Consider the following 24,564-nt stretch of genomic DNA (forward strand, 5'->3'; position numbering starts at 1 on the left):
TACAAAGCAGTATGAGGTTTGTTTTATAAGGCCACCCCCCAAGGTTGAGCCTTGCGCTTGCCCAGCGAAGAGCGCAGCCACACCCCTACTCCCGGCTCAAGCAAGCACTTACAGGCCAGAGCAAACAGGAAGAGGACAGCAGTCAGCAAGCCAGCCGCTAGACTCACAGCGGTGGGCAGGGCAAGAAGCCAGGAAACCACGCGGGTGCGGCCCAGCCACAGACCCAAGCCTGCCGCCAACCACAGAAGCGATGGAAGAACCATAGCTAGGTCGGCACTCGCCATGCTGTCGATGCCCAACTGCACGAGCGCATATAAGAAGAGGGAGGCGAAGGAAATGCCCATCACCTTGAGCCAGGGCAGAGCTCCCCCGGTCATGACCTCTAGAGCAGCGCTGGTTAGGGCCGAAGCCACCGTAGAGAGTAGGCCGAAGCAGAGCATGCGTACGCTGGAAATCTGCCGAAGAGACCAGCGGCAGGTTTGCAAGAGGTAAGCCGTGTTGAAGGAGCGCTCTTTCCAAACCACCAAGAGCTGCATGGCTTGGTAAGACAACGGCGAAAGCGTAAACACAAGAACGCTTAAGGCCGGCATATACCAGCTACTCCCCCGCCCTGCGGACTGCTGAAGTAGCCCTAGGAGGGCCGACCAAATCAGCAGCCCCAAGAGCAAGCCCAAAAATGCGCAATCCCAGACACCGAAAAGTAGGTTTTTGAAGCCTAGGGTGTGAGACATCTCCAACACGGTACCCATGAGTCCTCGCCGGCGAGGTAGGCCTTTACGCACGATGCCAGAGATTGCCTCTCGACGCTCAGCTTCGGTAAGCAATACCTCGCCCTGAGATGCGCTTTGCGAGCGCCCTGCGGCCTGGGTAGAGCGCGAGCTGGGCTCAAAATCCTGCCCTTGAATTGCTGCGAGGATTGGCGTTATGTCAAAGTCATGCTCTTTCATCGCTAAAGTCCTTTCTCAGTTGCCCTAGTAAGCGGTAGTAGCGGGCTTTCACCGTGCTCTCCGAATCGCCAGACATGGCGCTGATTTGTGCGAAGTTGTAGCCCCCGTAGAGGTGGAGGCGGAAGACTTCTTGCGCTTCGGGAGCGGCGGCGGCCACTTGCTGGAGGATGCGCCGCAGTAAATCACGCTCTACCTCGCCTTGCGCTATGTCTACCTGCCGAAGGTCGGCCAGCTCAAGCGAATCGGCCCAGCCCTGCACATCGCCTGACTCGCCTAGATGCCGAGGAGCATCAAGTGAGATGGCCTGCACCGGGGTTCGCCGCCAGTAGTCGATAATCTTGTTGGTCGCTATCCGGTAGAGCCAAGTGCGGAAGGCCGCCTTGCGAGGATCGTAGGAGGCCAGCGAGTGCAGGGCTGCGATGAAGCTTTCTTGCGCCAAGTTTTTAGCCTCCTCTCTATCGGACATTTGGGAGCAGATATAAGCTAGGAGGCCGTCGTAATAACAGCTCACCAGCTCGTCTGCTGCGCGATCGGAATGCCACAGGAGGATATGGCGTATCCACCGTGCATCCCGGGTCTCGTTTGTCTTAGTCACAGGTATATATTCGCATTCGCCAACCAAATAGTTGCAGCTACAATCCAAATTATTTTTGTTCACTGCACATTGCGCCCTACCCAGACCGGCGATTCCCTACTCATCATTGACTCTCTATATAGGCGATGGTAAGTTGTAAGTGTCTATGTTTCAGGGAAGGTGCAATTCCTTACTGGCGGTATCTGGCGCGTCCAGGAGCCCGCGACCCGCGCAAGCGGCTGATTTCGGTGAGAGGCCGAAGCCAACGGTAGAGTCCGGATGGAAGAAACGAGGCTCGCTTGAGCATGTCTTCGCATACGCAAAATCAGCCGCAGCGGCAGAACTCACCCTCTGCACATTTGAGCAACTCTCATTCAACCGGAGCCGCAAATTACGGCCGCTGGTCCACCCAACGCATCGCAGTCTACGCGCTATTTGTGGCCCTTACTATGGTGGTGAGCTTTTTCTCCTTCCCCATCATCCCGGGAACCAACTTCTTAAAATATGACCCTTCCGGCATCGTGGTCTTAGTCGCCGGTTTTGCTTTCGGCCCCGCTGCGGCAGCCATTATCTCAGTCTTGGGCTTCTTGCCCCACTTATTTACTGACCCCTTTGGCGCGCTTATTGCCATTTTGGTAGCCCTATCATTGAGCCTGCCGGCCGCGCTTATCTACCGTAAAGTTCACACGCGCAAGGGCGCTCTCCTAGGGATTGTGGTGGGCGCTGTAGCTGCTTTGGCCATGGCTATCTTGTGTAATATCCTCATCACGCCCTTTTATGCGCACATGTCAGTGCAGGCGGTAATGGGGATGATTGTGCCGATTCTGCTGCCCTTTAACGTGCTCAAGTTCACCATTCACGGCGTGGTCACCTTCCTCGTATACAAGCCCATCTCCCAGCTGGTCAACCGGTGAGCAAGCAGCAGACTCCCTCCCCCCTAGTTCAATCCGCTCCCGGCTTTGCCCCTGCGAGCACATTCGAGGCCTTGGCTCAACTTGAACACGTGTCATTTTCTTATGACGGCGGGCGCAGCTGGGCTTTGGACGATATTTCGCTCAGCATCGCTCCCGGCGAACAGGTCTGCATCTTGGGTGCCAACGGTTCGGGCAAGTCGACCTTGGGCAAGATTCTAGCGGGCTCGGTAGCCCCTGATTTGGGCCGGGTAGAACTCTTGGGCAAGCAAGTTTTTGACGCTAGCCTGCCTGCGGATGCTGGGCGGGTGCAGCCCGAACACTACCGGCAGGCCCGCCACAATATCGGTATCGTCTTGCAAAATCCCGAAGACCAAATAGTAACGACCGTGGCCCGAGACGATGTGGCTTTCGGGCCCGAAAACTTGAGTTTCCCCACCCCTCGGATTGTGCAAGCGGTCGACGATGCGCTGGCTCAAGTGGGCATGTCGCAACGGGCAGACCACGACCCAACCCGCATGTCTGGCGGCCAACAGCAGCGGCTGGCAGTGGCCGGAAACCTTGCTATGGAGCCCCAGCTCATCATCATGGACGAACCCGGAGCCATGCTCGATGCAGCTGGCAGGCAAGACATTCTAGCGATTATGGGCCGCCTACGCAGGCAAGGCAAAGCAGTAGTTCACATAACCCACTTGCTCGACGAAGCCCGCCAGGCCGACCGCTTGCTCGTGCTCGACCGGGGTCGAATCGTAGCAGCTGGCAGGCCGGAGCAGGTGCTGGGTCAGCGCAATATAGCCATACTTGCAGCCCAGAAGGAGCAAACAGCCCCCGAGCTCGACCCTACTGCTGACCGACAACTCTCAGCTCTTGAAGAGCATCAACCAGCAGTTCTACCCCGCGAGCAAACCCTAGATTTGCCAGCAAATTCCCCCGCTGTAGTGATACACAATCTCTCCTTCGCTTTTCCAGATAGCCAACACAATACGCTCAGCCAGATTTCCTTCGAAGTTGAGCCGGGCCAAACGCTCGCAATTATGGGCCGCAACGGCTCTGGAAAATCTACGCTTTCTAAGCTTTTGTGCGCCCTGCTCGCTCCAACTGATGGCTCCATCGCCCTCGCAGGACTCCCTTTAGCTGGCAAGGAAGCTTCCAAGCGGGGTCGAAAGCGCCGCCAGATAATGCGGCTCCTGCGCCAGCGGGTGGGCTACGTGATGCAGTATCCAGAACACCAGCTCTTTGCCGACACTGTGGCGCAAGATGTGGCATACGGGCCCAGCAATCTCGGATTGAGTCCTGCCCAAGTAAGTGAGAGCGTCGACGATGCACTTGAGCTGCTCGGCATCACCGCCCTAGCTGACCGCTCCCCCTTCGAGCTTTCCGGCGGCCAGCAGCGGCTTGTTGCTATTGCAGGGATTGTGGCCTGCAACCCGCAAGTGCTGGTACTCGACGAAGTTACCGCTAGCTTAGATCCGGCAGCCAGCCAGCGCATTACCGCCCTCTTACGTGAGCTCCACCGCCGCGGTGTCACTATTGTTATGAACACCCACTCCGACCAGGAGGCTCTGGCTCTAGCAGACCAAGCTCTCCTCTTAGAGCAGGGGCGAATCCTAGCAAGCGGACCCGTGCAGCAAGTATTGGAACGCTACCATCAGCTGCTGGCAGATAGCCCCCAGGAAGAAGTGACGCAGGCCAGTCAAGAGAACGATTTGCCTCGCTCGCAAGCCGCAGGCACTAAGGATTTAGCAAAACCCACAGTTTCCCGCACCTCTCCCCCCACCTCTCTCGTGAATCAGCTGGACCCAAGGGCCAAAATTGTAAGCTTCTTACTGATGATGTTTGCCTCATTCTTTATCAGCACACCCGCCCAACTGCTCGCAGGAGCCGCTGTAACGGCAGCCCTTTTCACAGCGGCGCGCGCGCCCATGAAAAGCATGCTCAAATCAGTACGAGTCTTCCTCGCCTTGATACTACTTGTAGTGCCCATCAACCTGTGCTTTACGCAAACCGGTAGGGCTCTCGCCCGCTGGGGGCCACTGCGCGTCACCGACCAAGGCCTATGGATAGCCCTCCTCTACGCCAGCCGCTTCCTACTCATCATCCTTATGGGCGCTCTGCTGGTTGAATCTACAACTCCCACCCAGATGACCGATGCCTTTGAATCCTTACTCAAGCCACTCTCCCGCTGGGGCGTTCACACTGGTGAGATTGCGCTTGTACTGTCGCTAGCCCTGCGCTTCATTCCTACCCTCAGCCAAGAGGTGCACTCAGTGGTCGACGCGCAAGCAGCCCGAGGCGGCTCCATCGAGTCCGGCAGACCCGGGCAACGACTGCGAGCGGCTATAGCCATAGCAGTTCCCGTCTTCGCTGGAGCCCTACGCCATGCCAATAATCTGGGCCAGGCCCTCGATGCTCGCTCATACGAGGGTGGGCGAGGGCGCACCCACTACCGCCGGCTTCAACTACACAGCCGAGACTGGGCGTTTATGGGCCTCGTTGCTGTATATTTGGCCGCTCTGATTGCATTGGGCATCTGGCGGTAAGTCAGCAACGTCGGCAGGCTTATCAGGGCGCTACTGCCGCTTGACGCATATAAGTTGAGGGCCAGAACGAATACCCGTTCTGGCCCTCACTCGTATCTAGCGAACGCTAGTCAATGCTTACTCGCCCGCTGGAGAATCCTCGCTAGGCTGTGCTTCTTCACCTGCAACGCGCTCAGCTTCGGCCTGGTTAGCAGCCAAGTCAGCGTCGGGCGTAGCCACCGCAGCGCCGACCAGTTCAGGCTCCTTAGCCTCAGGTTCTGCAGCGTGCTTGGGGCCGTCATAGGGCTTGCTGGTAAAGGTGAACTCACCCAAGATGCCCTCGCCCTCGGCGTCAACCTCGATAGACTGATTGTCTTCCAAATCGCCCATCAAAATCTTCTCCGAAACTGCATCCTCGATGTCGCGCTGAATCACGCGTCGCAAGGGGCGGGCACCCAGCAGCGGGTCGAAGCCCTTCTGAGCCAGCAAATCCTTGGCCTTATCGGTAAGGTCAAGAGACATGTGACGCTCGAACAGGCGGTCATTGAGATCGGCCACATCCAAGTCCACAATCTGGCGCACCTGAGGCTCGGTCAACTGCTGGAAGACGATAATGTCGTCCAAGCGGTTGAGGAACTCGGGCCTGAACTGCTGCTTGAGCTCGCTCGTGACCTGATCCTTCATACGCTGGTAGGAGGTTTCCGTGTTGTTACTCAGGTTGAAGCCAGTGTTGGCGGCCTTAGCAATGTCGCGGGTACCCAAGTTAGTGGTCAAGATGATAATCGTGTTCTTGAAGTCCACCGTACGGCCCTGACCGTCAGTCAAGTGGCCATCGTCTAGAACCTGCAAGAGGGTGTTGAAGATGTCGGGGTGAGCCTTCTCAATTTCGTCGAAGAGCACAACAGAGAAGGGCTTGCGACGTACCTTCTCGGTAAGCTCGCCACCCTCTTCGTAGCCCACATAGCCCGGAGGCGCACCGAAGAGCCTGGAAGCTGCGTACTTCTCGGAGAACTCAGACATGTCTACACGAATGAGCGCATCGTCATCGTCGAAGAGGAACTGCGCCAAAGCCTTCGCAAGCTCAGTCTTACCCACGCCTGTGGGACCAGCAAAGATGAAGGAGCCAGCCGGACGCTTGGGGTCTTTGAGCCCCACGCGAGTACGACGGATCGAGCGAGACAGGGCAGAAACAGCCTCATCCTGGCCAATAATGCGCTTGTGGAGTTCGCCTTCCATACTCAAAAGCTTCTTAGACTCAGCCTGAGTCAGCTTGAAGACTGGAATGCCGGTTGTAGAAGAGACTACCTGAGCGATAACATCTTCATCCACTACCATCTTGACATCGGATTCGCCCTCGTGCCAAGCCTTTTCTTTCTCCTTGCGCTCAGCCTCCATCTTCTCCTGACTGTCGCGAAGCTCGGCGGCCTTTTCAAAGTCTTGATCCTTGATGGCAGCTTCCTTCTGGTCGTTGACCTTGGAAATCTTGCCATCCAGTTCTTTGAGCTCAGGAGGCGCAGTCAGTCGCTTAATGCGTAACTGAGCACCAGCTTCGTCGACCAAGTCGATAGCCTTGTCTGGGAGGTTACGATCCTGAATGTAACGGTCAGAAAGCTCAGCAGCAGACTGGAGAGCCCCATTGGTGATAGTCACATGATGGTGGTTCTCGTAGCGCTCTTTCAAGCCCTTCAAGATTTCGATAGTCTCCGCAATGGTCGGCTCCGGCACTTGAATGGGCTGGAAGCGCCGTTCAAGGGCTGCATCCTTCTCGATGTACTTGCGGTACTCGTCGGTCGTGGTAGCACCAATGGTCTGCAGCTCACCGCGGGCCAAGAGTGGCTTGAGCATGTCGGAAGCACCCAGAGCACCGTCGGCAGAACCGGCACCCACAATCGTGTGAATCTCGTCTATAAAGAGGATGACATCGCCGCGGGTCTTAATCTCCTTCAAGACCTTCTTCAAGCGCTCCTCGAAATCGCCGCGGTAGCGAGAACCAGCTACCATAGAACCCAAGTCGAGCGAATAGACCTGCTTGTCTTTCAGGGTCTCAGGCACATCTCCCGCATGAATCTTTTCAGCCAAGCCTTCGACGACGGCAGTCTTGCCAACGCCAGGCTCGCCGATGAGAACGGGGTTGTTCTTGGTGCGCCTTGAAAGCACTACCATAACTCGCTCGATCTCTTTAGAACGCCCGATAACAGGGTCGAGCTTACCTTCGGCAGCTTCCTTCGTAAGATTGCGGCCGAACTGGTCGAGAATAGCGGAACCGGTCTGACTCTGCTTGCTCTGTACGCCGCCCGCATTGGCTAAATCACCTTTGCCATCTTCTGAACCCTCGTGATTGCCGCGAATCATATCGATAGTGGCAGTCCTGAGTTCACCCAAATCCACACCCATCTTAATGAGCACCTGCGTGCCCACGCCCTCGCCCTCACGAATGAGACCTAAGAGAATGTGCTCAGTGCCAATATACGAGTGCCCCAGCTGCAAGGCCTCACGTAAGGAAAGCTCAAGCACCTGCTTGGCATGAGGAGTGAAGGGAATGTGCCCCGTTGGAGCTGCATTACCCTTACCAATCATCTCCTCAACCTGCTTGCGCGTGGCATCGAGTTCGACACCCTTGGCTGCAAGAGCCTTAGCCGCTACCCCATCACCTTCACGAATCAGGCCAAGCAGGAGATGCTCGGTACCGATATAGTTGTGCTGAAGGGCTCGGGCCTCTTCCTGCGCCAGCACGATAACGCGCCGCGCACGGTCAGTAAACCGCTCAAACATATATGTCCTTCCCTATAAAACTGCTACTAACTCTACCGATTTAAGTTGACGAATATTCACCGAAAACAGCTATTGCGCTCTTAACGCAAATTCAGCGGTCTTTTCGGATACTGCGGGTTCTACGCCGTGTGCGTAGGGGTTGACTCTCTTGCGATACCGGATCACTGCTCTCATTCGTAATCTGTTCTATGAGTTCCACCCCCGGTACCTCTTCTCGGGCACTCTGTTGAACCACGTCGATATGCAAGTCGTCGAAAGCGGGCTTGGACTGCACCCACAAGTTACTCAGTTGAGGCGGTTCAATTTCGGAATGCTCACCGCAGCCATGGTCAAGGGAGACAACACGACCATCGTCTGGACTCCAGCGGTTGGCACACACGGCAAACATTGTGCCCAACTCGCCTTGGAGAGGAATCATAAAGCCGCAGCTTTCACATGTTTTACCGTCCGCAGTACGGGTAGAGAGAGACTTAGGCCCGTGCTGGCCTTCATACCAGCGCTTGGCTGTCTCTGCCCTACCGAGCGGGCTCAGCACGTGACGCCGACTGAGAGCATATTCTTCTACCGTTGACTCGAGGTCATCTTGAGAAGTGTGAATCCAAGCATCGTCGGCTTCCGAGTTGTTCTCAGCTTCATCTGCTTGACTTTGGTCCGCCAGCTTGAATATAGCCCCGTCTTGGTTTTCTGGGGATTCATCGCTGCTGCCTGACGCTTCAGAATCTTCTCGACTGACGTTCGTTTCCAGCACCTTGTCAGTCGATTCTGGACTCCTATAGCCCACTTCCAAGCGAGAATCGTCTGATTCAGTGCCCATGGCATCGGTGACGGACAAATCAGAGGGCAGCAAGCGATCTTTCCACGACACCCACTTGGGTGGCAAGAGCGAATCAGATCCCGGAATGAGCGATGATTCGTCGACCGTCCATCGATTCTCTTGCGTGTCATGGAAGAGCGTAACTGACCAGAGCCAGCCCTCGTAACCTTTAATTTTAGAGGCAAAGCGGAACTCACTGACCGAGCCTTCCAACGGACTCTGACCTAGGAACTCGCCCACTTCGCTGGGTTCTGAGGCTACAGACAGGGCAACCTGCCGGGCCAGTTCCTCGGGTGTTAGCTGTTCTTGGGGCATTACCTCACCTTAACATCTTGGCCCTGCTTATAGCTTATAGGGCACATATTCATCGTCTACTAGTGCTTTTACACCGAATAAAACTCGGAACTCTACTGCACGTCAAAGTCGTCTGCCACAGCTCTCAGTAGCGTTGCAAGTTTGCTGGCATCCGAATCGGAAGGATAGCGATGCCGACGCAGGTGGCCTCCCGCCGAGTCAAGAAGCTTAATCAGGTCTTCAACGATGGCTGCCATATCATCGGGTTCAGGCCGCGTAGCTTTCACAATGGAAGGCGCTGGGCCCACGAGTTGCACATCTAAAGCTTGAGGCCCCTTACGCCCGGCTGCAACTGAAAACTCAACCTTGCTACCCTTGCGCAGGGTCGAGGCTCCAGCAGGCAGCGCAGATGCAGGCAGGAACACATCCTCCCCATCATCACTGGTGATGAAACCGAAGCCACGATTCGCATCGAACCAACGCACTTTTCCGCTAGGCATGATAACACTCCCTCATCTGCACCTACTATTGTTGGGTAGGCTCAGGCCCACCCAATTCATTCACTTATAACAGTCTATCCCAAGCCAGTACCCTGACAGATGAAGGCCTTGCGACTTTTAGACTATTGGCGCACATTAAGGCTCGGTAGAGGACATCTACCTCTGCCTCTAGCTTATATACCAACTTCATCAGCTTAAACCAGCAAAGCGCTATGTTCACTGGTTTAAAGCCCTTTGGCTACTCATTTCCTGTTTGGGCGCTCGGCTGATTGGGATGGCCTTGGGGAATAACAACCGTGAACGTGAGTCCATTGCCTTCCGTTTCGCTGGCGCAAATCAAGCCGTGGTGGGCTTTCACAATCGACTGCACAATCGCTAGCCCCAGACCCGTGCCGCCCTTCTCGCGAGCGCGGGAAGGATCAGCTGTATAGAAACGCTCAAATAAACGCTGGAGTGCCTCTGGCTGAGCTCCTGGACCATGGTCCACGAACTGCATCACCACAAAGTCTTGCGGAGCCTCCCCCGGTTCCCCGACCCGCTTTTTGACTGGCACAGCCTTAGTTTGCGCCTCCCGAATGAAGGTGTCTAAGGAAGCCCGAGTAGAAGGCATGGCAGCCAAACGATTGGGATCGAATGGTGCCTGTACCACTCCCAGACCTATTTGAACGGGAGTGTCAGCAGGCGTATAGCGATGGATATTGCCAACTATATTGGTCACTACCTGGCGCAAGCGGGTCGGGTCGGCCACCATCTCAATCAAGGGCCAGGATGCGTCTTCAAAGGTGAAACTGCTGGAGAGTTCCTGCCCCTTCTTGGCAACCGGAAGACTCAAGAGGGCGCGTTTGATTGCCCGCTCTGGGTCGAGAGCATGCAAGTCGTCGACCGCATCATTGACAAGCGTTGTCACATCCACATCGAGGGTGGTGTTGATGCCCCGACCCTCGTCAAGCCTAGCCAGAGACAGTAAGTCTTCTACTAAATCGGTCATACGAGCACTTGACGATTCGATGTGGGCAATGGATTCGTCAGCGCGCTCCAACGCACCAGGATAGCTGCGCTGCATACGATAAAGCTCAGCATAGCCGTGGATTGCAGCCAAAGGCGTGCGCAACTCATGACTGGCATCAGAGACGAACTGCTTCATCTTACGCGTAGTCTCTTCTTGCTCATGGAAGCTGCGTTCAATGCGCGAAAGCATCAAGTTCAAAGAGGCAGCCAAAGAACCCACTTCGGTGTTAACTGGAGCCGTGGGAATACGCCGTGAAAGATCGCCGGCAGCAATCTTGGCTGCAGTCTTTTCGATGCGTTTTAAGGGCGCCAAGGTACTTTGAATCAGCAGGGCCGCTATTACTGCACCAAGCAAAACGATAAGAATACCAACTACCCAACAGTACTGAGTGAGAGCATGAATAGTGTCCATCTGATCACTGAGCGACAGGCCCATAAACAACACACCCGAAGTGCTGCTCTGCCCATCAGACGAGGTCATACTCCACTGCATTGCCACAACTCTCCAAGGCGCCTGCGCTCGACTCTGTGTATCCCGATCAGCCTTAGAGCTTTTCGGCATACTCACCTGCGACGAGGTGGTGAAAGGCACGCCGAGTTCAATATCGGCGTTCTGCCCGTTAGCAGGCAAACTGGGAACAGATAAAACGCCATTGACAGTAGCAGGGGTCAAATTCTGACTGATAATGCGCATTTTAGAATCACGCACCTGCAGAAAGTAATCAGTAGGGCCTAAACCACGTTGGTTGAGGTCCTCCTGGCTGAGCAGCGTAGCGTTACGGATACCTAGCTTGGCCTGACGAATCAGTTGCGTATCAGTTTTTTGTTGGAGGTAGGTTCCTGCCATCTGACGAATCGCCAACGAAATGCCCAACGTTCCAATGATCAGCAAAACCAGCATGCAAGAGATAAGTTTAGTGGTCAGTGGAATGGTATCAAAAACACCCAGCCTTTGGCGTTGGGCCACCTGAGCGCCTTGATACATAAAGGGATTGGAACCCTGAGCTGGTTGTTGACTCTGTTGGCCCGAATCGCTGCTAAGTGCCGCAGCTGGCTGTCCTTGTGGAGAACTCATTGATCGTCCGCAACACTCTTAGGGCCGCGAATCATATAGCCAATACCTCGCTTGGTTTGAATTAGAGGTTCCACCTTGTGGGATTCGCCGTCTTCATCGGTGACGGTAACACCATCAACTTTTTTGCGCAAATAGGAAATGTATGACTCAACGATAGCGGCATCCCCGCCCCAGTCGTACTGCCACACATGGTCGAGAATCTGCGCTTTGGACAATACCCGGCCCTCGTTATCCATGAGATAACGCAGAAGTTTGTATTCAGTAGGGCTCAGGTCGATGGGTTGACCAGCGCGGGTCACATCGTGCGAATCCTCGTTAATGTTCAAATCACCAACGCTAATGACGGGATTGTCTTCCATCTGCTCGTGTGTACGGCGCAAAATAGCGCGAATTCGGGCCACCACTTCTTCCAAGCTGAAGGGTTTAGTCACGTAGTCATCCCCGCCGACAGTAAGGCCCATAATTTTGTCTTGGGTGTCGTCGCGGGCCGTCAAAAACAGCACGGGAGCAACAACTCCGGCCTGGCGAATCCTACTGGTCACCGTAAAACCGTCAATGTCTGGCAGCATGACATCTAAGACTATGAGGTCTGGCTGAGTTTGTTCAATGACCTCAATCGCTTCCGATCCCGAGGCAGCAGTAGCCACCTCAAAACCGGCAAAGTGGAGGGATGCCACCAACAAATCGCGGATGGAGGGCTCGTCGTCAACTACGACGATAGATGCTTCAATCGGCTTACTCATGTCTCTAGGATGCCGCCTCTGTCTGAATATTTCCTGAATGTTTACTGTGACGTTGGTGAGCGCCACGTTTCCTTTGCCTGAGCCAGTATGTCAGAGCACCCAAAACCACCAGCAATATTGCGAAGATTGCAACAATCCCGTAGGAGATATATGTCCGTCTATCGGCCTGCTCCTTGCTTTTACTTACTTGCTCCATTAGAGCTTGAGCAGAGCCTACCCAATCGGGGTTGTCCTTACCAGAAATAGGGTCAAGGGCAGCATTGGAGAGGTCATCTACCGTGGACTGTTGCTTGAGCCAGGAGTCAGAATTGGCCGAGACTGCGACCACAAGATTACCGTCTTTAGAAGCCACAGCCAGCAAGAGCGTGTTCTCCTTGGGCTTGGAAGATTCTAAGACCTGACTGGCCCAGGTATCGGGGTTGGTGCCTTGGTAAAATGTTGGTAAATAGAGCAAGCGCACATGCACCCCGGTAGTTTGCTCCGTCTGGGCAATAGCATCCGAAACTGCTCCTACATTAGAGCCCAGTAAATTCTGCGTGTCGGTAATCTGATCGCTTAACATGCCCACAGAACCCTGGCTGCTGGTGAGATCAGACGAGGGGCTGGCAGCATCTGCACGGGCCGAATCAGCCGGCACTAAGAGCAATAGTAAAAGGCAGAGGGCACTTACCAGGGCTAATACAGAAGCAACCCTGCCTGTTCCACTTTTTATTGTCAAGCAATCGCCGTTATCCACATTGCCCTTTCTGAGGCCACATTCGACCACATTGACTCTACAACTATGCTCAGCATCTGTTCGCGTCATAAGCTCCACTGTAGCGACTGGCCAAAACAGCTGGCCGCCACAAGAAACACCCAAATCGGGTCTTATTAAGGAGGGCTTATGCCTCAGTATCAAGTTGATTCAGAACGAATCCAATCAGCCAGCGGTGCTGTCTCGAATTCCATCTCTTCAATTCGCCAAGCAGTCAACGGCATGTTTGCTAATTTAACCAATCTGCAGTCAGTGTGGAGGGGCGGCGCGGCTACGCAATTCAACGGTGTAGCTGACCAGTGGCGCGGCGCCCAACAACAGATGGAGCAGGCCTTGGAAGGCATGCAAAACGCCCTGACTCAAGCTTCAAACGTGTACTCAGATGCAGAAGCTCAGGCCACCCGACTGTTCGCCAGCTCCTAAGAGTACAGGTGCCAATTATGGAGAGTCCAATCACCCCATTCACCATCTGGCTTTCAGCTCGAAGCAAACCGCCTTAGTGTGCGCCCGGTCCGTAATATATGATTCGGCCGGATGCTCCCCGGCTGTACGCTGCATGCGCACGAGCGGAAAGCATCCGGCCGAATATCTATAGCCGTTTAATCGTTATGAACGATTAGTAACCCATCTCAGGGCTGGGCTGAGAAGCTGCTGCTGGCTCTGGCTTGTTGGCCACAACAGCTTCAGTCGTCAGGAAGAGGCCAGCTATAGAAGCGGCATTCTGTAGAGCAGAACGGGTTACCTTCACAGGATCGGCCACGCCAGCTTCCAGCAGGTCTTCGTATGTGTTGGTTGCGGCGTTGAAGCCTTGGCCGGTTGGCAGTGAGCGAACCTTGTCAATCACTACATCGCCGGACAGACCGCAGTTCTGAGCAATCTGCTTGATAGGAGCTTCGATAGCGCGGAAGACAATGGCTGCGCCAGTTGCTTCGTCACCCTCGAGCTGAACCTCAGACTCAACCTTATTAGCAGCCTGAATCAGGGCTACACCACCGCCAGGCAGCAAGCCTTCTTCGATAGCAGCCTTGGCGTTTCGCACGGCATCTTCAATGCGGTGCTTGCGCTCCTTGGCCTCAACCTCGGTAGCAGCACCAACCTTGATGACAGCAACGCCGCCAGCGAGCTTAGCCAAGCGCTCCTGCAGCTTCTCGCGGTCGTAATCAGAATCCGTGTTCTCAATCTCAGTACGAATCTGAGCAACGCGGGCCTGAACTTCTTCCTTGGAACCTGCGCCGGAAACGATGGTGGTTTCGTCTTTGGAAACGATAACCTTCTTGGCAGTACCGAGCACAGAAGTGTCGATAGAGTCAATCTTCAAACCAAGTTCCTCAGAGACAACTTGAGCACCGGTGAGGATAGCCATATCTTGCAGCATGGCCTTACGGCGATCGCCGAAGCCTGGAGCCTTGACAGCGCAAGAGTTGAAAGTACCACGAATCTTGTTGAGAATCAGGGTGGGCAGAGCCTCGCCATCAACATCCTCAGCGATAATCAGCAAGGGCTTACCGGTCTTCATGACAAGCTCGGCAATGTGCACGACATCCTGCTGGCTGGAGACCTTGCCGGAAGTGAGCAAGATATAAGGATCATCTAATACAGCGGTCTGATCATCATTGTTGGTCACGAAGTAAGGTGCAATGTAGCCCTTGTCGAAGCGCATACCCTCGGTGAATTCCAAGTCCAAGCCGAAACGGTTGTTGTCTTCGACGGTCACTACACCATCCTGACCGACCTTATCGAGAGCTTCTGCAATCTGCTCCCCCACCTCGGGATCAGCGGCAGAAATTGTAGCAGTAGCAGCAATCTGGTCTTTGGTCTCAACGTCCTTGGACTCAGCAATCAGCTCCTTAACAATGGCGTCAGAAGCCTTCTCAATGCCGCGGCGCAGGGCAATGGGGTTGGAACCTGCAACGACGTTCTTCAGACCTTCATGGACCAAAGACTGAGCCAGAACCGTAGCGGTGGTAGTACCGTCGCCAGCCACATCGTCGGTCTTCTTAGCAACTTCCTTGACCAGTTCGGCACCAATGCGCTCGTAAGGATCTTCGAGGTCGATTTCCTTAGCAATGGAAACACCATCGTTCGTGATGGTTGGTGCACCGTAAGACTTGTCCAAGACTACGTTGCGGCCCTTTGGCCCAAGAGTAACCTTGACAGTGTCTGCCAGCTTGTCGAGTCCGGCAAGCATTCCTTGGCGAGCTTCCTCGTCGTATGCAATAATTTTTGCCATCTGTGTCCTCCAACATGGCTTGAGTCTATAATCTCACTCTTAGCACAGGAGCCTAGTCAGCCGTCAGCTGCCGACTTATCACTCTCGAACCTCGAGTGCTAATGTACGAGATTAGCACTCTAAGCCTCCGAGTGCCAACCTGCAACACTACGAATATGCTCGAGGCTTGAAAAACGTAATCGGGTCTACTCGCGGATACGAAAAAGGGACCCCGGTCGTACCGGAATCCCTCTTAAAAGTGCAATAAAAGCTTGCTACAAATCAGACGGCGCGGGCAGAAGTTGCCTGCAGCCCCTTTGCGCTACGCTCTACTTCGTACTCAACCTTGTCGCCCTCATGAAGAAGCTTGTGATTGTCATTCGAATCAATTGCAGAATAATGGACGAAAATTTCCTCGCTGCCATCATCTGGGGTAATGAAACCATAACCCTTTTGATCGCTGAAGAATTTCACAGTTCCTTGTGCCATAACTAACTTCCTTAATATCAAACGCCGTGTCACGGCAGATATGAAACTGACCACATCTACCAGGTCGGCACTTTCATTTTAGACTAAGGGCTGGAAGAAACGCCGAGGCCCTCAGCCTTTACACTCTTTCAGCACCAAGTCCAATGAAACTAATTCAGCAAAACTGCGACAATTCCAGTTCCAGCATCAGCACTTTGCTCAACACTGGCAATGCCTAAAGTCTTAGCAACCTCTTCAGCGGTAACTTTGTCACTCTCGCTCTGATACCAGACCACACTCGCCTGTGGCAATTGCCCCGCTGGATTTGCTGCAGTCACGTTGGTATACCCAGCACTTTCCAAAACCTGCTTCTTACTAGCTGCGTAACCTGCAGTGGAAGTACCGTTCACAACCTTGACAGCTGCAGCCTTGTTGGCAGCCGGTGCTGGAGCAGCCTGCTCGCTTTCGCCAGCTGAAGTTGAAGGCTGAGCAGTCTGGGACTCTTTGGGCTTACTTGAGTCTGTATTGTTACTTGTAGAAGACTTCTGATGAGCTGTCTGCTGCTGACTCGCCTGCGAAGTGCTCGTCTGCGAATGCTGCCAAGGCAATTTACTACCAGATAAGACAGTCCAAGCGCCAATACCGCACAAAATAGCCAGAATGATAATAGCGACAAAAGGCACGGTGCGAACGGCAAGCGAGCGCGGACCACGGTGAACACCAACTGGTCCTTCCGGCGGATCATCAAACGCGTCCGGCGTATACGGCTGGTAGCCGTTCTCGTCTCGATTGCTTGCCATAGATCAACCTTCCTCTGCCCTCTAGCCCGCTGCACGGCAAGTGAGCTCTCGCAATGTAAGCAATAGTGTAATCGTTAGCCAGGTCATGACGATACCTGCATACGAAATTTGCACGACTTATCAACTTTTCCTAATCCGTCAACATCGCATTATAGTTATATCGTATGGATTTATTTGAACTAGACGACAGCAATCCCAATGCTAACGCTTCCGGAACTGCCGCTCCGCCAGCACAATCCGCTGATTCGACCGGCAACCGCAAACCCTTGGCAGAACTCATCGAGCCAGGTTGGGCGCGAGCCCTCACTCCAGTCGAACCGCAAATCCACCAGATGGGCGATTTTCTACGTTCGGAACTGGCACAAGGCAACCGCTATCTACCTGCCAACAAGCATATATTGCGAGCTTTTACGATCCCCTTCGATTCAGTAAAGGTGCTCATTGTAGGCCAAGACCCCTATCCGACACCAGGCAATCCAGTGGGCTTGAGCTTTTGTGTGGAGCCCGACGTAAACCCCATTCCCGGCAGCTTGCGCAATATATATAAAGAAATGGTTACCGATTTAGGCGTTACTCAACCCTCCAACGGTGATTTGACACCCTGGACCCAACGAGGTGTGCTCTTACTCAACCGCTGTTTAACAGTTCAGGTAGGTAAGCCAGCCAGTCATCGGGGCAAGGGCTGGGAAGAGATTACCGATGCAGCTATTAAGGCACTCAACACCCGCACCGACGAAAACGGCCAACCAAAGCCGCTTGTCGCCATTTTGTGGGGACGGCAGGCGCAGAGTTTGGAACCTCTGCTCACCAATGCTTTCATCATCAAATCTCCACATCCCTCTCCCCTATCCGCCCGCTACGGCTTCTTTGGCTCAAAACCCTTCTCGCAGGCCAATAGCGCTTTAGAATCAATGGGTACCGGCCCTGTTGATTGGCGACTGCCTTAAACTGCTAGCAGAAAAGCCAGGCAGCTTTCGTCATGAAATGCCGCTAGAGTACTGACTATGGCTTTATTCCCTCCAAGACAGACTCCAAGTACTTCAGCTCCTATGCAGGCGCCTACACAAACAGGGGCGCCTATCTCCGGGCTGAGCCCCCTGACCCGCGATGAAGTACAGCGCGCAGACTTACTAGCGGACCGGATTCGTTCTCGTTTCGCTGCCACCCTAGTGGGCCAAGAGCAACTGCGCGAATCCCTACTCGTCACGATGGTAGCTTCGGGCCATATCCTTATTGAATCAGTGCCTGGCTTGGCAAAAACAACTGCCGCACAGACCCTCGCTTCCTGCGTGTCTGGTTCCTTCAAGCGCGTCCAGTGCACCCCAGATTTGATGCCTTCTGACTTGGTGGGCACCCAAGTTTTTGACTTCTCCCGTCAGCAGTTCAGCACCCAGTTGGGCCCTATTCATGCCAATTTTGTGCTGCTCGACGAGATTAACCGCTCCAATGCCAAAACCCAGTCAGCCATGCTCGAAGCTATGGCCGAGGGGGCCACTACCATTGGCGGCCAGCGCCTGGCGCTTCCTCAGCCATTTATGGTGATTGCTACGCAGAACCCCATCGAGGAAGAAGGCACTTACAACCTGCCTGAGGCCCAGATGGACCGTTTTATGATGAAAGCGGTGATGACCTATCCATCGGCAGGTCAAGAAATTCAGATGCTCCAGCTACTCACCAGCCGCGGAAGCGATATGCCAGCTACCAGCAGCCAAGGTCAGCTGAGCTTGGAAGATGTGCAATTCCTGCGCATGGCCTCCCGCAGAATCCATGTAGCCGAGCCGATTATGCGCTACGCCGTCGATATAGCCGCCACCAGCCGTGGAGCTGGAAGTCACCCCATCCAAGGCTTGGCCAGCAAGGTGCGCCTAGGTGCCAGCCCCCGCGCTTCAATCGCTTTAATCCGCATCGGGCAGGCCCACGCCCTCCTCAGCGGCCGCGACTACGTAATCCCCGAAGACATCAAGGGATTTGCTCACGACATTTTGCGCCACCGCATCTTGCTCACCTTCGAGGCATTAGCCGACGGAGTTACAAGCGATAGCATTATTGACACTATTGTGAACACGGTGCCTACTCCATGATGTTTCCTGCCTCAGGACATGACCCCATACGCCACAAAATCGAGGCGCTCAGCTCTCAATTGAGTTTGCCCACCGTCCGCAAGGCTCTGGGCATATTGGAGGGCGAGCACCCCTCTGGCAAGCGTGGCAGCGGATACGATTATGAGGGTATTCGCACCTATGAAGCCGGGGACGAGGCCCGTCTCATCGATTGGGCTTCGAGCGCTCGCATGGGTCGACCGATGGTAGCCGAACATGAGCGGCTAGTAACCAGCAAGGCTTGGCTCTTTATCGATATGGGCCGTGAAATGCAGGCTACTACAGCCAGTTCAGAGAGCGCTGCCGCCGTAGCTGCTAACGCCCTTCGCATGTTTGCTTCATTGTCGCTACGTCGTTCCGACGAAGTGTCGCTCGTCACTGCCAATAAACAGGCCATTACCCGCATACCCAGCCAAGGCGGATTTGCAGCTTTTGATCAAACGCTCGACAAGGCTCTCGACCGCTCATGGTCCCAGCCGCGCAATATTACAGCCATGCTTGAATATGCGCTTCGCATCCCCGACCGGCAGTCGCTGATTGTGATTGCAACCGATGAAACAGCCATCGGTGAGCAACACTTGGCTGCTATCAAAAAAATCGCGCAGACACATCCGCTTATCGTGGTCTCGGTTGCTACACTCAACCCGCTTTCACCCACCAATGGCTTTGCGCATATCCTTGACGGCGTCAGCAAACGGCAAGTGCCTGCATTCATGCGCCAAGAGATGGCTGCCCAAGAAGTCGATACCCACAGGCACTACCAAAACTCGGCCCTCAAACGCGATTTAGTTAGAACCGGTGCCACTCTTATCCACGCGCATTCCAGCCAGAGCATGTTTAACGAGTTCGTCCGCATTCTCTCAGCAGCATCACTCATCTCAACTAGCGGGAGCTCTCTCATGGGAGGCTTGCGATGACCAATACGGCAATCATGAATACAGCATTCACCCTCCATGTACAGCTTCACCAGGCACTCACTGTGCCCAAGGGCTCCGTCTTGCCCCCGCTCTCCTCAGCCAACCTCTTCGTGGTGGTAGCATTGGGCGCTGTGCTGCTGGCCGTCGCCTTGATTGTTGTGGTTGTAGTATTGTCCAAGCCACGCAAGGCAGCTCCGGCCCCTCAGGCCCGCCACATCCCTTCTGCCAACAGAAGCAAATGGTATAAGCGTATTGACGGCGTAGTCAAACAGCATCAAGCTGGGCAGGTCTCACAGGCTGAGGCAATGAGCCAACTGGCTGAAATTGTCCGACAGTTTGCCTCTCAAGCTACCGGCACCGATTTAAGCACTCACACGCTCGCCGAGCTCAGCCAGCAGACCAGAACTGCGAGCAACCGTGAGCAGCTTGACCTGCTACGGCAAACTATTAGTGCTCTCTATCCTCCTGAATTCGCTGACCCGGCAGTGAACCGGCAAGCCTACGAAGCGCAGGTTTCCGAGGCAGCTCAGTGGGTTTCCACCCTGGTTGAAAGGTGGAAATAATGAATCCCACTAGTTTGAGTTGGCGCTGGCCGTGGCTCATAGCTTTTCTAGGCCTAGCGCTCATTGCCTTAGCTCTCGCAACCACGGTGCTGTCCAAGCGCGCCCAGAGCCGCCAAAAGGTTGATACTGACCAGGGTCAAGCCATCGTTTTTAGCTTGGTAGAAGACTTACAAGGCGAATCTGCCAGCAAGACTTATCGCATGTGGCGCAGGCTCAAACGAGTGGGCGCTATCCTACTCGCCCTGTGCTTAATAGTAGGAACCCTCCTGGCAGCGCGACCTTCTAATGTCGATAAAAGCCAGGTAAGTGGCCGCTCTCGAGATATAGTGCTCTGCCTCGATGTCTCAGGCTCTGCCCTGCCCTACGACCGAGAAGTGCTCAACAGCTATCTGAAGTTAGTGCGCAATTTTGAGGGCGAGCGCATCGCACTCAGCATTTTCAACTCCACCTCTCGCACCGTCTTCCCCCTTACTGACGATTACGATTTAGTCATCAAGCAGTTGAGCCAAGCCAGCACCATCTTGGAAGGTGTGCAGTCACAAGACAATATCGACAAAATGAGCGATAAACAATACCAAGCTATCTCGGACTGGCTCGAAGGCACACAAAATCGCAAGGACACCACTTCCCTTATCGGCGATGGTTTGGTCTCCTGCGCGGCCCTGCTGCCCAATTTTTCAACAGATCCGCAAGCGCATACCGTTTCATCAGCCAACAGAAGCTCCTCAATCGTGCTCGCCACCGACAACGTAGCTTCAGGCCAGCCCACCTACACGCTTGAAGAGGGTTTGAACCTCACCAAAGCGGCCGGCATTAGTGTCGACGGACTCTATTCGGGCCCCAAACAAAGTGAGCAAGACCCTGAAACCCTGCAAATGCGCCAACTTATCGAAGGCCAGGGTGGCATCTTCCTCTTGCAGTCCGGTAATGATTCCATTAACTCGCTCGTCACCAACATTGAGCGGCGACATGGTGGCGATCTTAAGCACGCCAAAGAGTCAAGCCTCATAGACCAGCCTGGTTGGTGGGCTCTAGCATTGAGTTTGCTGGTGGGCGCTTACCTACTCGTGGTTTGGAGATTGAAGCGATGAAGGGATGGACGCTCGCCCCCTCGCTGGGCTGGATTGTAGGCGGACTGTTGGCCGCGATTTTAGTAGTGCTCACTATCGCAGGCCCGATTATGTACCGACGTTCTAGGGGTACGACCGACGCCAGCAAGATGACGGTAGCTAGGCGCAGTTTGATAACCGCACTCTTAGCGATGATCGTTCTCACGCCTAGCCAGGTACAGCAAGTCGCCAACCGTGCTGTGAATGCCACAGACGTGTTTATTGCCGTCGATGTCACCGGCTCAATGGCCGTCGATGACGCTCACTATGGTTCTAATGAGACCATTACTCGTTTGACCGCTGCCAAGCAGGCTGTACAAGACATCGTCAACATCTACCCCGATGCCTCATTTGCAGCCGTACACTTTGGAGCCAGCGCCAGCGTAGATTTGCCCATAACTCCTGATACTCGGGCCGTTAACAACTGGGCCAGCAATCTGAGCACGGAGCCAACGTCTCTTTCTGCAGGATCCAGTTTGGACGCACCTATCAACGCTCTCACCTTGAGCTTGAAAGAGCGCAAAGACCAGCATCCAGACCATGCTGTCTTGCTCTATATCATTAGCGATGGAGAGCAGACAAGCGCCAAGAATCGTCAGTCCTTCTCAACCCTGCGAGCATACGTTGATAGTGCTTTCACCATAGGAGTTGGCTCAACTGCTGGCGGCAAGATACCGGTAAGTGCAGACGGTATAACGAAGCCCGGCAGCGCCCAGCAAGACTGGGTGATTGACCCACAAACTGGCCAGCCCGGTATTTCCGTAATGGACGAAAGCCAGCTCAAGGCAATTGCTGACGAACTCAGCGGGTACTATATTGGAACCGACAGCACTCATACTGCTGTCAATGGCCCGTCTGCCCAGATTTCTAAGCGCTATCAAGTGAGCGTAAGCAATAGCAAACGCCAGCGCGTAGTACCGGTAGTATGGCCCTTCGCCTTCGCTGTCTTGGCCTTACTCGCTTGGGAAATGGCCAATTGGATTCGCATGTCGAGGAGGCTCCTATGACAGCCAAACGACCCCATAGCTCTCGCCAACCTCGAGCAAAACTGTGGTTGCGGATCGTGATTGCGCTCTTCGCTCTCATATTGCTGCTCTTGGGAGCGGTAAGTTTGCTCAACGCCCGCGCGGTGAACGTTTACAACGAGGCGAGTGCAAGCTTGTCAAACAACCTGAAAGCCGCAGCGCAACCTCAGGCAGACATCGATAAGCTCTTAGCCTCCCAGCAACAGGTTGATGCGCTCTTCACCGACGCTGAGCAGAGCGCACGGCTGCTCCTACCAGCAACCAAAGATTCCATAGCTCATAACGCCCAGCTTTCTAGGCAACTCAGCAAAGCCCTGACTCAGCAGCAGCAAATTGACAATCCGGGCGCCCAGCAAAATGGAGCAAATGCTGACAAGCTCAACCGCCACTCTAGTCAGCAGCAGCAAGGCCTGAGCCAAGAGCAGCGTCAGCAGGTTGAAGAGATGCTCAAACGCAACCAAGAATTGCAAAACGCTAATCCACAGCCTTCCGCTCGGCCTTCTACACAGCCCAGTCCGGGTCAGGTAAAGCCTTGGTAGAGTAAGTCTGGCTCACATTCGACCACAGTGGTTTTTGCCAGCGCTGCCACATCCGACCACATAGTTCTCTCTGGCTGGATTGCCGCTGGGTTCTGCGGTGAAATAGGGCTATGACAACTTCACTAACTTTAGCTGAGCAATTCTTAACACCAGAGCAAGCCCCAACCTGCAGCTGCCATCATCATATAGGCAGTTTGCATGATACCCTCACTCGCACTATGAGCAAGAGCACCCAAATACTGGGCCAATCACAGGAGATTATAGGGCGTAGTCAAAGCTTGGATTGGGCAGGTGCTGCCGCTGAGCAATACCAGAATCGACTAGCTCGTTCTCAGGCTTTAGCTGAGCAGATGCGGCTAGCACAGAGCGCTACTGAACAGATTGCCTTTCAGGTGCAGCTATGAGTAAACGCGTCTCAAGCTCACTGAGCGATCAAGGTTTCAGCCAAGCAGATTTACAAGCCTTCTCTGGCGCTGCCGATGCCCTCAACCAAGCTGGCGCAGACTTAGCAAACTTAGGAAACGATTATGCACGTTTGGGCATGCATATGACAGACACGAGAGTTCGCCTCACCCTTGCCCCTTGCAGGGTCTATAGTCAACAGCCGCCACAAGGACATGCCCGCATAGCTTTCGAACAGCTCATCTCTTCTAGCGATGAGTGCCGTGATCTCAGCAATCGCCTCAGCCGAGACTTGCAAGACACCGCCAAAGCTCTCATCACCGCGTATTCCAGCTATTCCGGCGCAGAAAACCGCATGCTGATAATCTTGTCTGGCTTGAAAAAAGCTGGTTTTAGGGCCTCTCCCGTCTTAGCGGGCGGTGCCAGCCTAGGTATCGCTACGGTTTCATCGGCCTTCGACAGCATCCGGCAAGGCCGAGGCGGCGTAATTGACCCCTACGATGTGATTCACAAAACCCGCGGCACCCACCAAGATTTTATGGATGGGTTAGCGCATAAAGTCGCTGCCAACAAACATATTGGCTCAATACTGGGCCAAGGTGGAGCTCCTACTAGGGGCAGCAAAGTCAATGACATTTCCTCGCAAATTGCAGCCCTCACCGCTCCCCGGACTCGCCTTAAGCAAGGCAATCAACTTGAGGTGAAGCGTGTAGAGCCTCAGGGCACTTTTTTGGGAAGCGCTCACTCAATTGATCAGGCGCTGGGCAATCTCAGTAAGCTGGGGCAAGGCGGGCAAGGTATCGAATACTCGACGGTCGCGGTACAAAAATACCGGCATACAGACGGCAGTATTGGCTGGGTCGTTACCATTCCTGGTACGAATAACTACCCCGACTCCCCTATTGGCTGGGAGCAGAATCTCGAGCTCATGAGCAACAGCAAAGACCAGCGCATGCAGGCTGCCAGCGCACGATTAGTTGCGCAAGCCATGCGCGAGGCAGGGATAAAGCCCCAAGATTCCGTAGCCTTGGTGGGGCATTCGCAGGGTGGTATCGTTGCAGCAACCGTAGCTGCCGACTGTGTTAACCAATATCGCATCGACCATGTCGTGAGTGCGGGCTCACCTATTGGCAACCATCCAGTGCCGAGTAGGACTTGGGTCACGTCTGTCGAAATGGACGATGAAATAGTCTCCAGCCTAGAGGGAAACAAGAATCCCCGCCGCGATAATTGGCTCACGGTGCGAGGTAATGTTTCAACCGTTCCCAAGTCGCTACCAACACCTGGACACACACCCGTGCCGGGCGCTGCCGATACTGGGGAGCTTTCTCACGGTATGAATTACCAGCGCGCTGCCTGGCAGAATGCAGCCAGCCAGGGCAAGCCTTCTCAGGTAAGACATGACCGGCATTTTGCGCAGATTAGTGAGGGCGAACTGGAAGAAACCGACTATTATCAAGGCCGCATGAAGCATTAACTGTTTCAAAAGCTAGTGCCTGTACAGATGAAAATGGTACTGGCT

General features: G+C 54.4%; 23 protein-coding genes and 1 riboswitch. Of the genes, 12 read left to right on the forward strand and 11 right to left on the reverse strand.

The window, feature by feature from the left end; all coding sequences use genetic code 11:
- Positions 1 to 23: 23 nt before the first annotated feature.
- Positions 24 to 947, reverse strand: a complete 924-nt coding sequence (locus R8377_RS05095; RefSeq protein WP_317642419.1) for a hypothetical protein — start codon at positions 945 to 947, stop codon at positions 24 to 26.
- The gene (locus R8377_RS05100; RefSeq protein WP_317642420.1) at positions 934 to 1,605 is read right to left on the reverse strand and encodes an RNA polymerase sigma factor; all 672 of its coding nucleotides are present in this window, start codon (positions 1,603 to 1,605) and stop codon (positions 934 to 936) included. The genes R8377_RS05095 and R8377_RS05100 overlap by 14 nt, the downstream gene beginning before the upstream one ends.
- A 79-nt stretch (positions 1,606 to 1,684) precedes the next feature.
- Positions 1,685 to 1,816, forward strand: a riboswitch (FMN riboswitch).
- 4 nt (positions 1,817 to 1,820) lie between these two features.
- Between R8377_RS05100 and R8377_RS05105 the strand changes: the two genes are divergently transcribed.
- Positions 1,821 to 2,435 (forward strand): ECF transporter S component, encoded by a 615-nt coding sequence (locus tag R8377_RS05105; protein WP_425604988.1) that lies wholly within the window; start codon positions 1,821 to 1,823, stop codon positions 2,433 to 2,435.
- A complete protein-coding gene (locus R8377_RS05110) occupies positions 2,432 to 4,972 on the forward strand; it encodes an energy-coupling factor transporter ATPase (RefSeq protein WP_317642421.1) in 2,541 nt (846 codons plus the stop codon). The genes R8377_RS05105 and R8377_RS05110 overlap by 4 nt, the downstream gene beginning before the upstream one ends.
- A gap of 117 nt (positions 4,973 to 5,089) precedes the next feature.
- On the opposite strand, the gene R8377_RS05115 is transcribed toward R8377_RS05110, so the two are convergent.
- The 6 genes from R8377_RS05115 to R8377_RS05140 all read right to left on the reverse strand — a co-directional run bounded on the left by R8377_RS05115 (position 5,090) and on the right by R8377_RS05140 (position 12,893).
- Positions 5,090 to 7,723 (reverse strand): ATP-dependent Clp protease ATP-binding subunit, encoded by a 2,634-nt coding sequence (locus tag R8377_RS05115; protein ID WP_317642422.1) that lies wholly within the window; start codon positions 7,721 to 7,723, stop codon positions 5,090 to 5,092.
- A 91-nt stretch (positions 7,724 to 7,814) separates the two neighbouring features.
- On the reverse strand, positions 7,815 to 8,852 hold the full coding sequence (locus R8377_RS05120) for a DUF3027 domain-containing protein (protein ID WP_317642423.1): 1,038 nt from the start codon (positions 8,850 to 8,852) through the stop codon (positions 7,815 to 7,817).
- A 92-nt stretch (positions 8,853 to 8,944) separates the two neighbouring features.
- On the reverse strand, positions 8,945 to 9,331 hold the full coding sequence (locus tag R8377_RS05125) for a cold-shock protein (protein WP_317642424.1): 387 nt from the start codon (positions 9,329 to 9,331) through the stop codon (positions 8,945 to 8,947).
- A 238-nt stretch (positions 9,332 to 9,569) separates the two neighbouring features.
- Positions 9,570 to 11,414, reverse strand: coding sequence for a HAMP domain-containing sensor histidine kinase (locus R8377_RS05130; protein WP_317642425.1), 1,845 nt, complete (start codon positions 11,412 to 11,414; stop codon positions 9,570 to 9,572).
- Positions 11,411 to 12,157: a response regulator transcription factor gene (locus tag R8377_RS05135; RefSeq protein WP_317642426.1), complete on the reverse strand. Its 747-nt coding sequence runs from the start codon at positions 12,155 to 12,157 to the stop codon at positions 11,411 to 11,413. The genes R8377_RS05130 and R8377_RS05135 overlap by 4 nt, the downstream gene beginning before the upstream one ends.
- Positions 12,158 to 12,161: 4 nt before the next feature.
- The gene (locus R8377_RS05140; RefSeq protein WP_317642427.1) at positions 12,162 to 12,893 is read right to left on the reverse strand and encodes a TPM domain-containing protein; all 732 of its coding nucleotides are present in this window, start codon (positions 12,891 to 12,893) and stop codon (positions 12,162 to 12,164) included.
- 147 nt (positions 12,894 to 13,040) lie between these two features.
- Here R8377_RS05140 and R8377_RS05145 point away from each other — a divergent pair, with 147 nt between their 5' ends.
- Positions 13,041 to 13,334: a WXG100 family type VII secretion target gene (locus R8377_RS05145; protein ID WP_317642428.1), complete on the forward strand. Its 294-nt coding sequence runs from the start codon at positions 13,041 to 13,043 to the stop codon at positions 13,332 to 13,334.
- Between the two features lie 193 nt (positions 13,335 to 13,527).
- Here R8377_RS05145 and groL read toward each other — a convergent pair whose 3' ends face one another.
- The 3 genes from groL to R8377_RS05160 form a co-directional block, all read right to left on the reverse strand.
- The gene (groL, locus tag R8377_RS05150) at positions 13,528 to 15,141 is read right to left on the reverse strand and encodes a chaperonin GroEL (protein WP_317642429.1); all 1,614 of its coding nucleotides are present in this window, start codon (positions 15,139 to 15,141) and stop codon (positions 13,528 to 13,530) included.
- Between the two features lie 261 nt (positions 15,142 to 15,402).
- The gene (locus tag R8377_RS05155; RefSeq protein WP_317642430.1) at positions 15,403 to 15,609 is read right to left on the reverse strand and encodes a cold-shock protein; all 207 of its coding nucleotides are present in this window, start codon (positions 15,607 to 15,609) and stop codon (positions 15,403 to 15,405) included.
- A 149-nt stretch (positions 15,610 to 15,758) separates the two neighbouring features.
- The gene (locus R8377_RS05160; protein WP_317642431.1) at positions 15,759 to 16,388 is read right to left on the reverse strand and encodes a LytR C-terminal domain-containing protein; all 630 of its coding nucleotides are present in this window, start codon (positions 16,386 to 16,388) and stop codon (positions 15,759 to 15,761) included.
- Between the two features lie 164 nt (positions 16,389 to 16,552).
- Between R8377_RS05160 and R8377_RS05165 the strand changes: the two genes are divergently transcribed.
- From R8377_RS05165 to R8377_RS05205, 9 genes are all read left to right on the forward strand, one after another.
- The gene (locus R8377_RS05165; protein ID WP_317642432.1) at positions 16,553 to 17,335 is read left to right on the forward strand and encodes a uracil-DNA glycosylase; all 783 of its coding nucleotides are present in this window, start codon (positions 16,553 to 16,555) and stop codon (positions 17,333 to 17,335) included.
- Between the two features lie 57 nt (positions 17,336 to 17,392).
- Positions 17,393 to 18,469: an AAA family ATPase gene (locus R8377_RS05170; protein ID WP_425604989.1), complete on the forward strand. Its 1,077-nt coding sequence runs from the start codon at positions 17,393 to 17,395 to the stop codon at positions 18,467 to 18,469.
- Complete coding sequence (locus R8377_RS05175) at positions 18,466 to 19,404, forward strand: DUF58 domain-containing protein (protein WP_317642434.1); 939 nt, start codon at positions 18,466 to 18,468, stop codon at positions 19,402 to 19,404. The genes R8377_RS05170 and R8377_RS05175 overlap by 4 nt, the downstream gene beginning before the upstream one ends.
- Complete coding sequence (locus R8377_RS05180) at positions 19,401 to 19,967, forward strand: hypothetical protein (RefSeq protein ID WP_317642436.1); 567 nt, start codon at positions 19,401 to 19,403, stop codon at positions 19,965 to 19,967. Before R8377_RS05175 ends, R8377_RS05180 begins: the two co-directional genes overlap by 4 nt.
- A complete protein-coding gene (locus R8377_RS05185; protein ID WP_317642437.1) occupies positions 19,967 to 21,058 on the forward strand; it encodes a vWA domain-containing protein in 1,092 nt (363 codons plus the stop codon). Before R8377_RS05180 ends, R8377_RS05185 begins: the two co-directional genes overlap by 1 nt.
- The gene (locus R8377_RS05190; protein WP_317642438.1) at positions 21,055 to 22,083 is read left to right on the forward strand and encodes a vWA domain-containing protein; all 1,029 of its coding nucleotides are present in this window, start codon (positions 21,055 to 21,057) and stop codon (positions 22,081 to 22,083) included. Before R8377_RS05185 ends, R8377_RS05190 begins: the two co-directional genes overlap by 4 nt.
- Positions 22,080 to 22,640: a DUF6466 family protein gene (locus R8377_RS05195; protein WP_317642439.1), complete on the forward strand. Its 561-nt coding sequence runs from the start codon at positions 22,080 to 22,082 to the stop codon at positions 22,638 to 22,640. Before R8377_RS05190 ends, R8377_RS05195 begins: the two co-directional genes overlap by 4 nt.
- 218 nt (positions 22,641 to 22,858) lie before the next feature.
- The gene (locus R8377_RS05200; protein ID WP_317642440.1) at positions 22,859 to 23,044 is read left to right on the forward strand and encodes a hypothetical protein; all 186 of its coding nucleotides are present in this window, start codon (positions 22,859 to 22,861) and stop codon (positions 23,042 to 23,044) included.
- Complete coding sequence (locus R8377_RS05205) at positions 23,041 to 24,519, forward strand: lipase family alpha/beta hydrolase (protein ID WP_317642441.1); 1,479 nt, start codon at positions 23,041 to 23,043, stop codon at positions 24,517 to 24,519. The genes R8377_RS05200 and R8377_RS05205 overlap by 4 nt, the downstream gene beginning before the upstream one ends.
- Positions 24,520 to 24,564 lie beyond the last annotated feature (45 nt).

Source organism: Bombiscardovia apis (assembly GCF_033095945.1).
Taxonomy (GTDB): Bacteria; Actinomycetota; Actinomycetes; order Actinomycetales; family Bifidobacteriaceae; genus Bombiscardovia; species Bombiscardovia apis.

Coding starts and splice junctions, on each gene's coding strand:
- R8377_RS05135 (WP_317642426.1), bottom strand. CDS start 12,157: ATGAGTAAGCCGATTGAAGCATCTATCGTCGTAGTTGACGACGAGCCC.
- groL (WP_317642429.1), bottom strand. CDS start 15,141: ATGGCAAAAATTATTGCATACGACGAGGAAGCTCGCCAAGGAATGCTT.
- R8377_RS05200 (WP_317642440.1), top strand. CDS start 22,859: ATGAGCAAGAGCACCCAAATACTGGGCCAATCACAGGAGATTATAGGG.
- R8377_RS05160 (WP_317642431.1), bottom strand. CDS start 16,388: ATGGCAAGCAATCGAGACGAGAACGGCTACCAGCCGTATACGCCGGAC.
- R8377_RS05130 (WP_317642425.1), bottom strand. CDS start 11,414: ATGAGTTCTCCACAAGGACAGCCAGCTGCGGCACTTAGCAGCGATTCG.
- R8377_RS05145 (WP_317642428.1), top strand. CDS start 13,041: ATGCCTCAGTATCAAGTTGATTCAGAACGAATCCAATCAGCCAGCGGT.
- R8377_RS05115 (WP_317642422.1), bottom strand. CDS start 7,723: ATGTTTGAGCGGTTTACTGACCGTGCGCGGCGCGTTATCGTGCTGGCG.
- R8377_RS05185 (WP_317642437.1), top strand. CDS start 19,967: ATGAATCCCACTAGTTTGAGTTGGCGCTGGCCGTGGCTCATAGCTTTT.
- R8377_RS05195 (WP_317642439.1), top strand. CDS start 22,080: ATGACAGCCAAACGACCCCATAGCTCTCGCCAACCTCGAGCAAAACTG.
- R8377_RS05125 (WP_317642424.1), bottom strand. CDS start 9,331: ATGCCTAGCGGAAAAGTGCGTTGGTTCGATGCGAATCGTGGCTTCGGT.
- R8377_RS05190 (WP_317642438.1), top strand. CDS start 21,055: ATGAAGGGATGGACGCTCGCCCCCTCGCTGGGCTGGATTGTAGGCGGA.
- R8377_RS05155 (WP_317642430.1), bottom strand. CDS start 15,609: ATGGCACAAGGAACTGTGAAATTCTTCAGCGATCAAAAGGGTTATGGT.
- R8377_RS05180 (WP_317642436.1), top strand. CDS start 19,401: ATGACCAATACGGCAATCATGAATACAGCATTCACCCTCCATGTACAG.
- R8377_RS05120 (WP_317642423.1), bottom strand. CDS start 8,852: ATGCCCCAAGAACAGCTAACACCCGAGGAACTGGCCCGGCAGGTTGCC.
- R8377_RS05205 (WP_317642441.1), top strand. CDS start 23,041: ATGAGTAAACGCGTCTCAAGCTCACTGAGCGATCAAGGTTTCAGCCAA.
- R8377_RS05175 (WP_317642434.1), top strand. CDS start 18,466: ATGATGTTTCCTGCCTCAGGACATGACCCCATACGCCACAAAATCGAG.
- R8377_RS05165 (WP_317642432.1), top strand. CDS start 16,553: ATGGATTTATTTGAACTAGACGACAGCAATCCCAATGCTAACGCTTCC.
- R8377_RS05095 (WP_317642419.1), bottom strand. CDS start 947: ATGAAAGAGCATGACTTTGACATAACGCCAATCCTCGCAGCAATTCAA.
- R8377_RS05170 (WP_425604989.1), top strand. CDS start 17,393: ATGGCTTTATTCCCTCCAAGACAGACTCCAAGTACTTCAGCTCCTATG.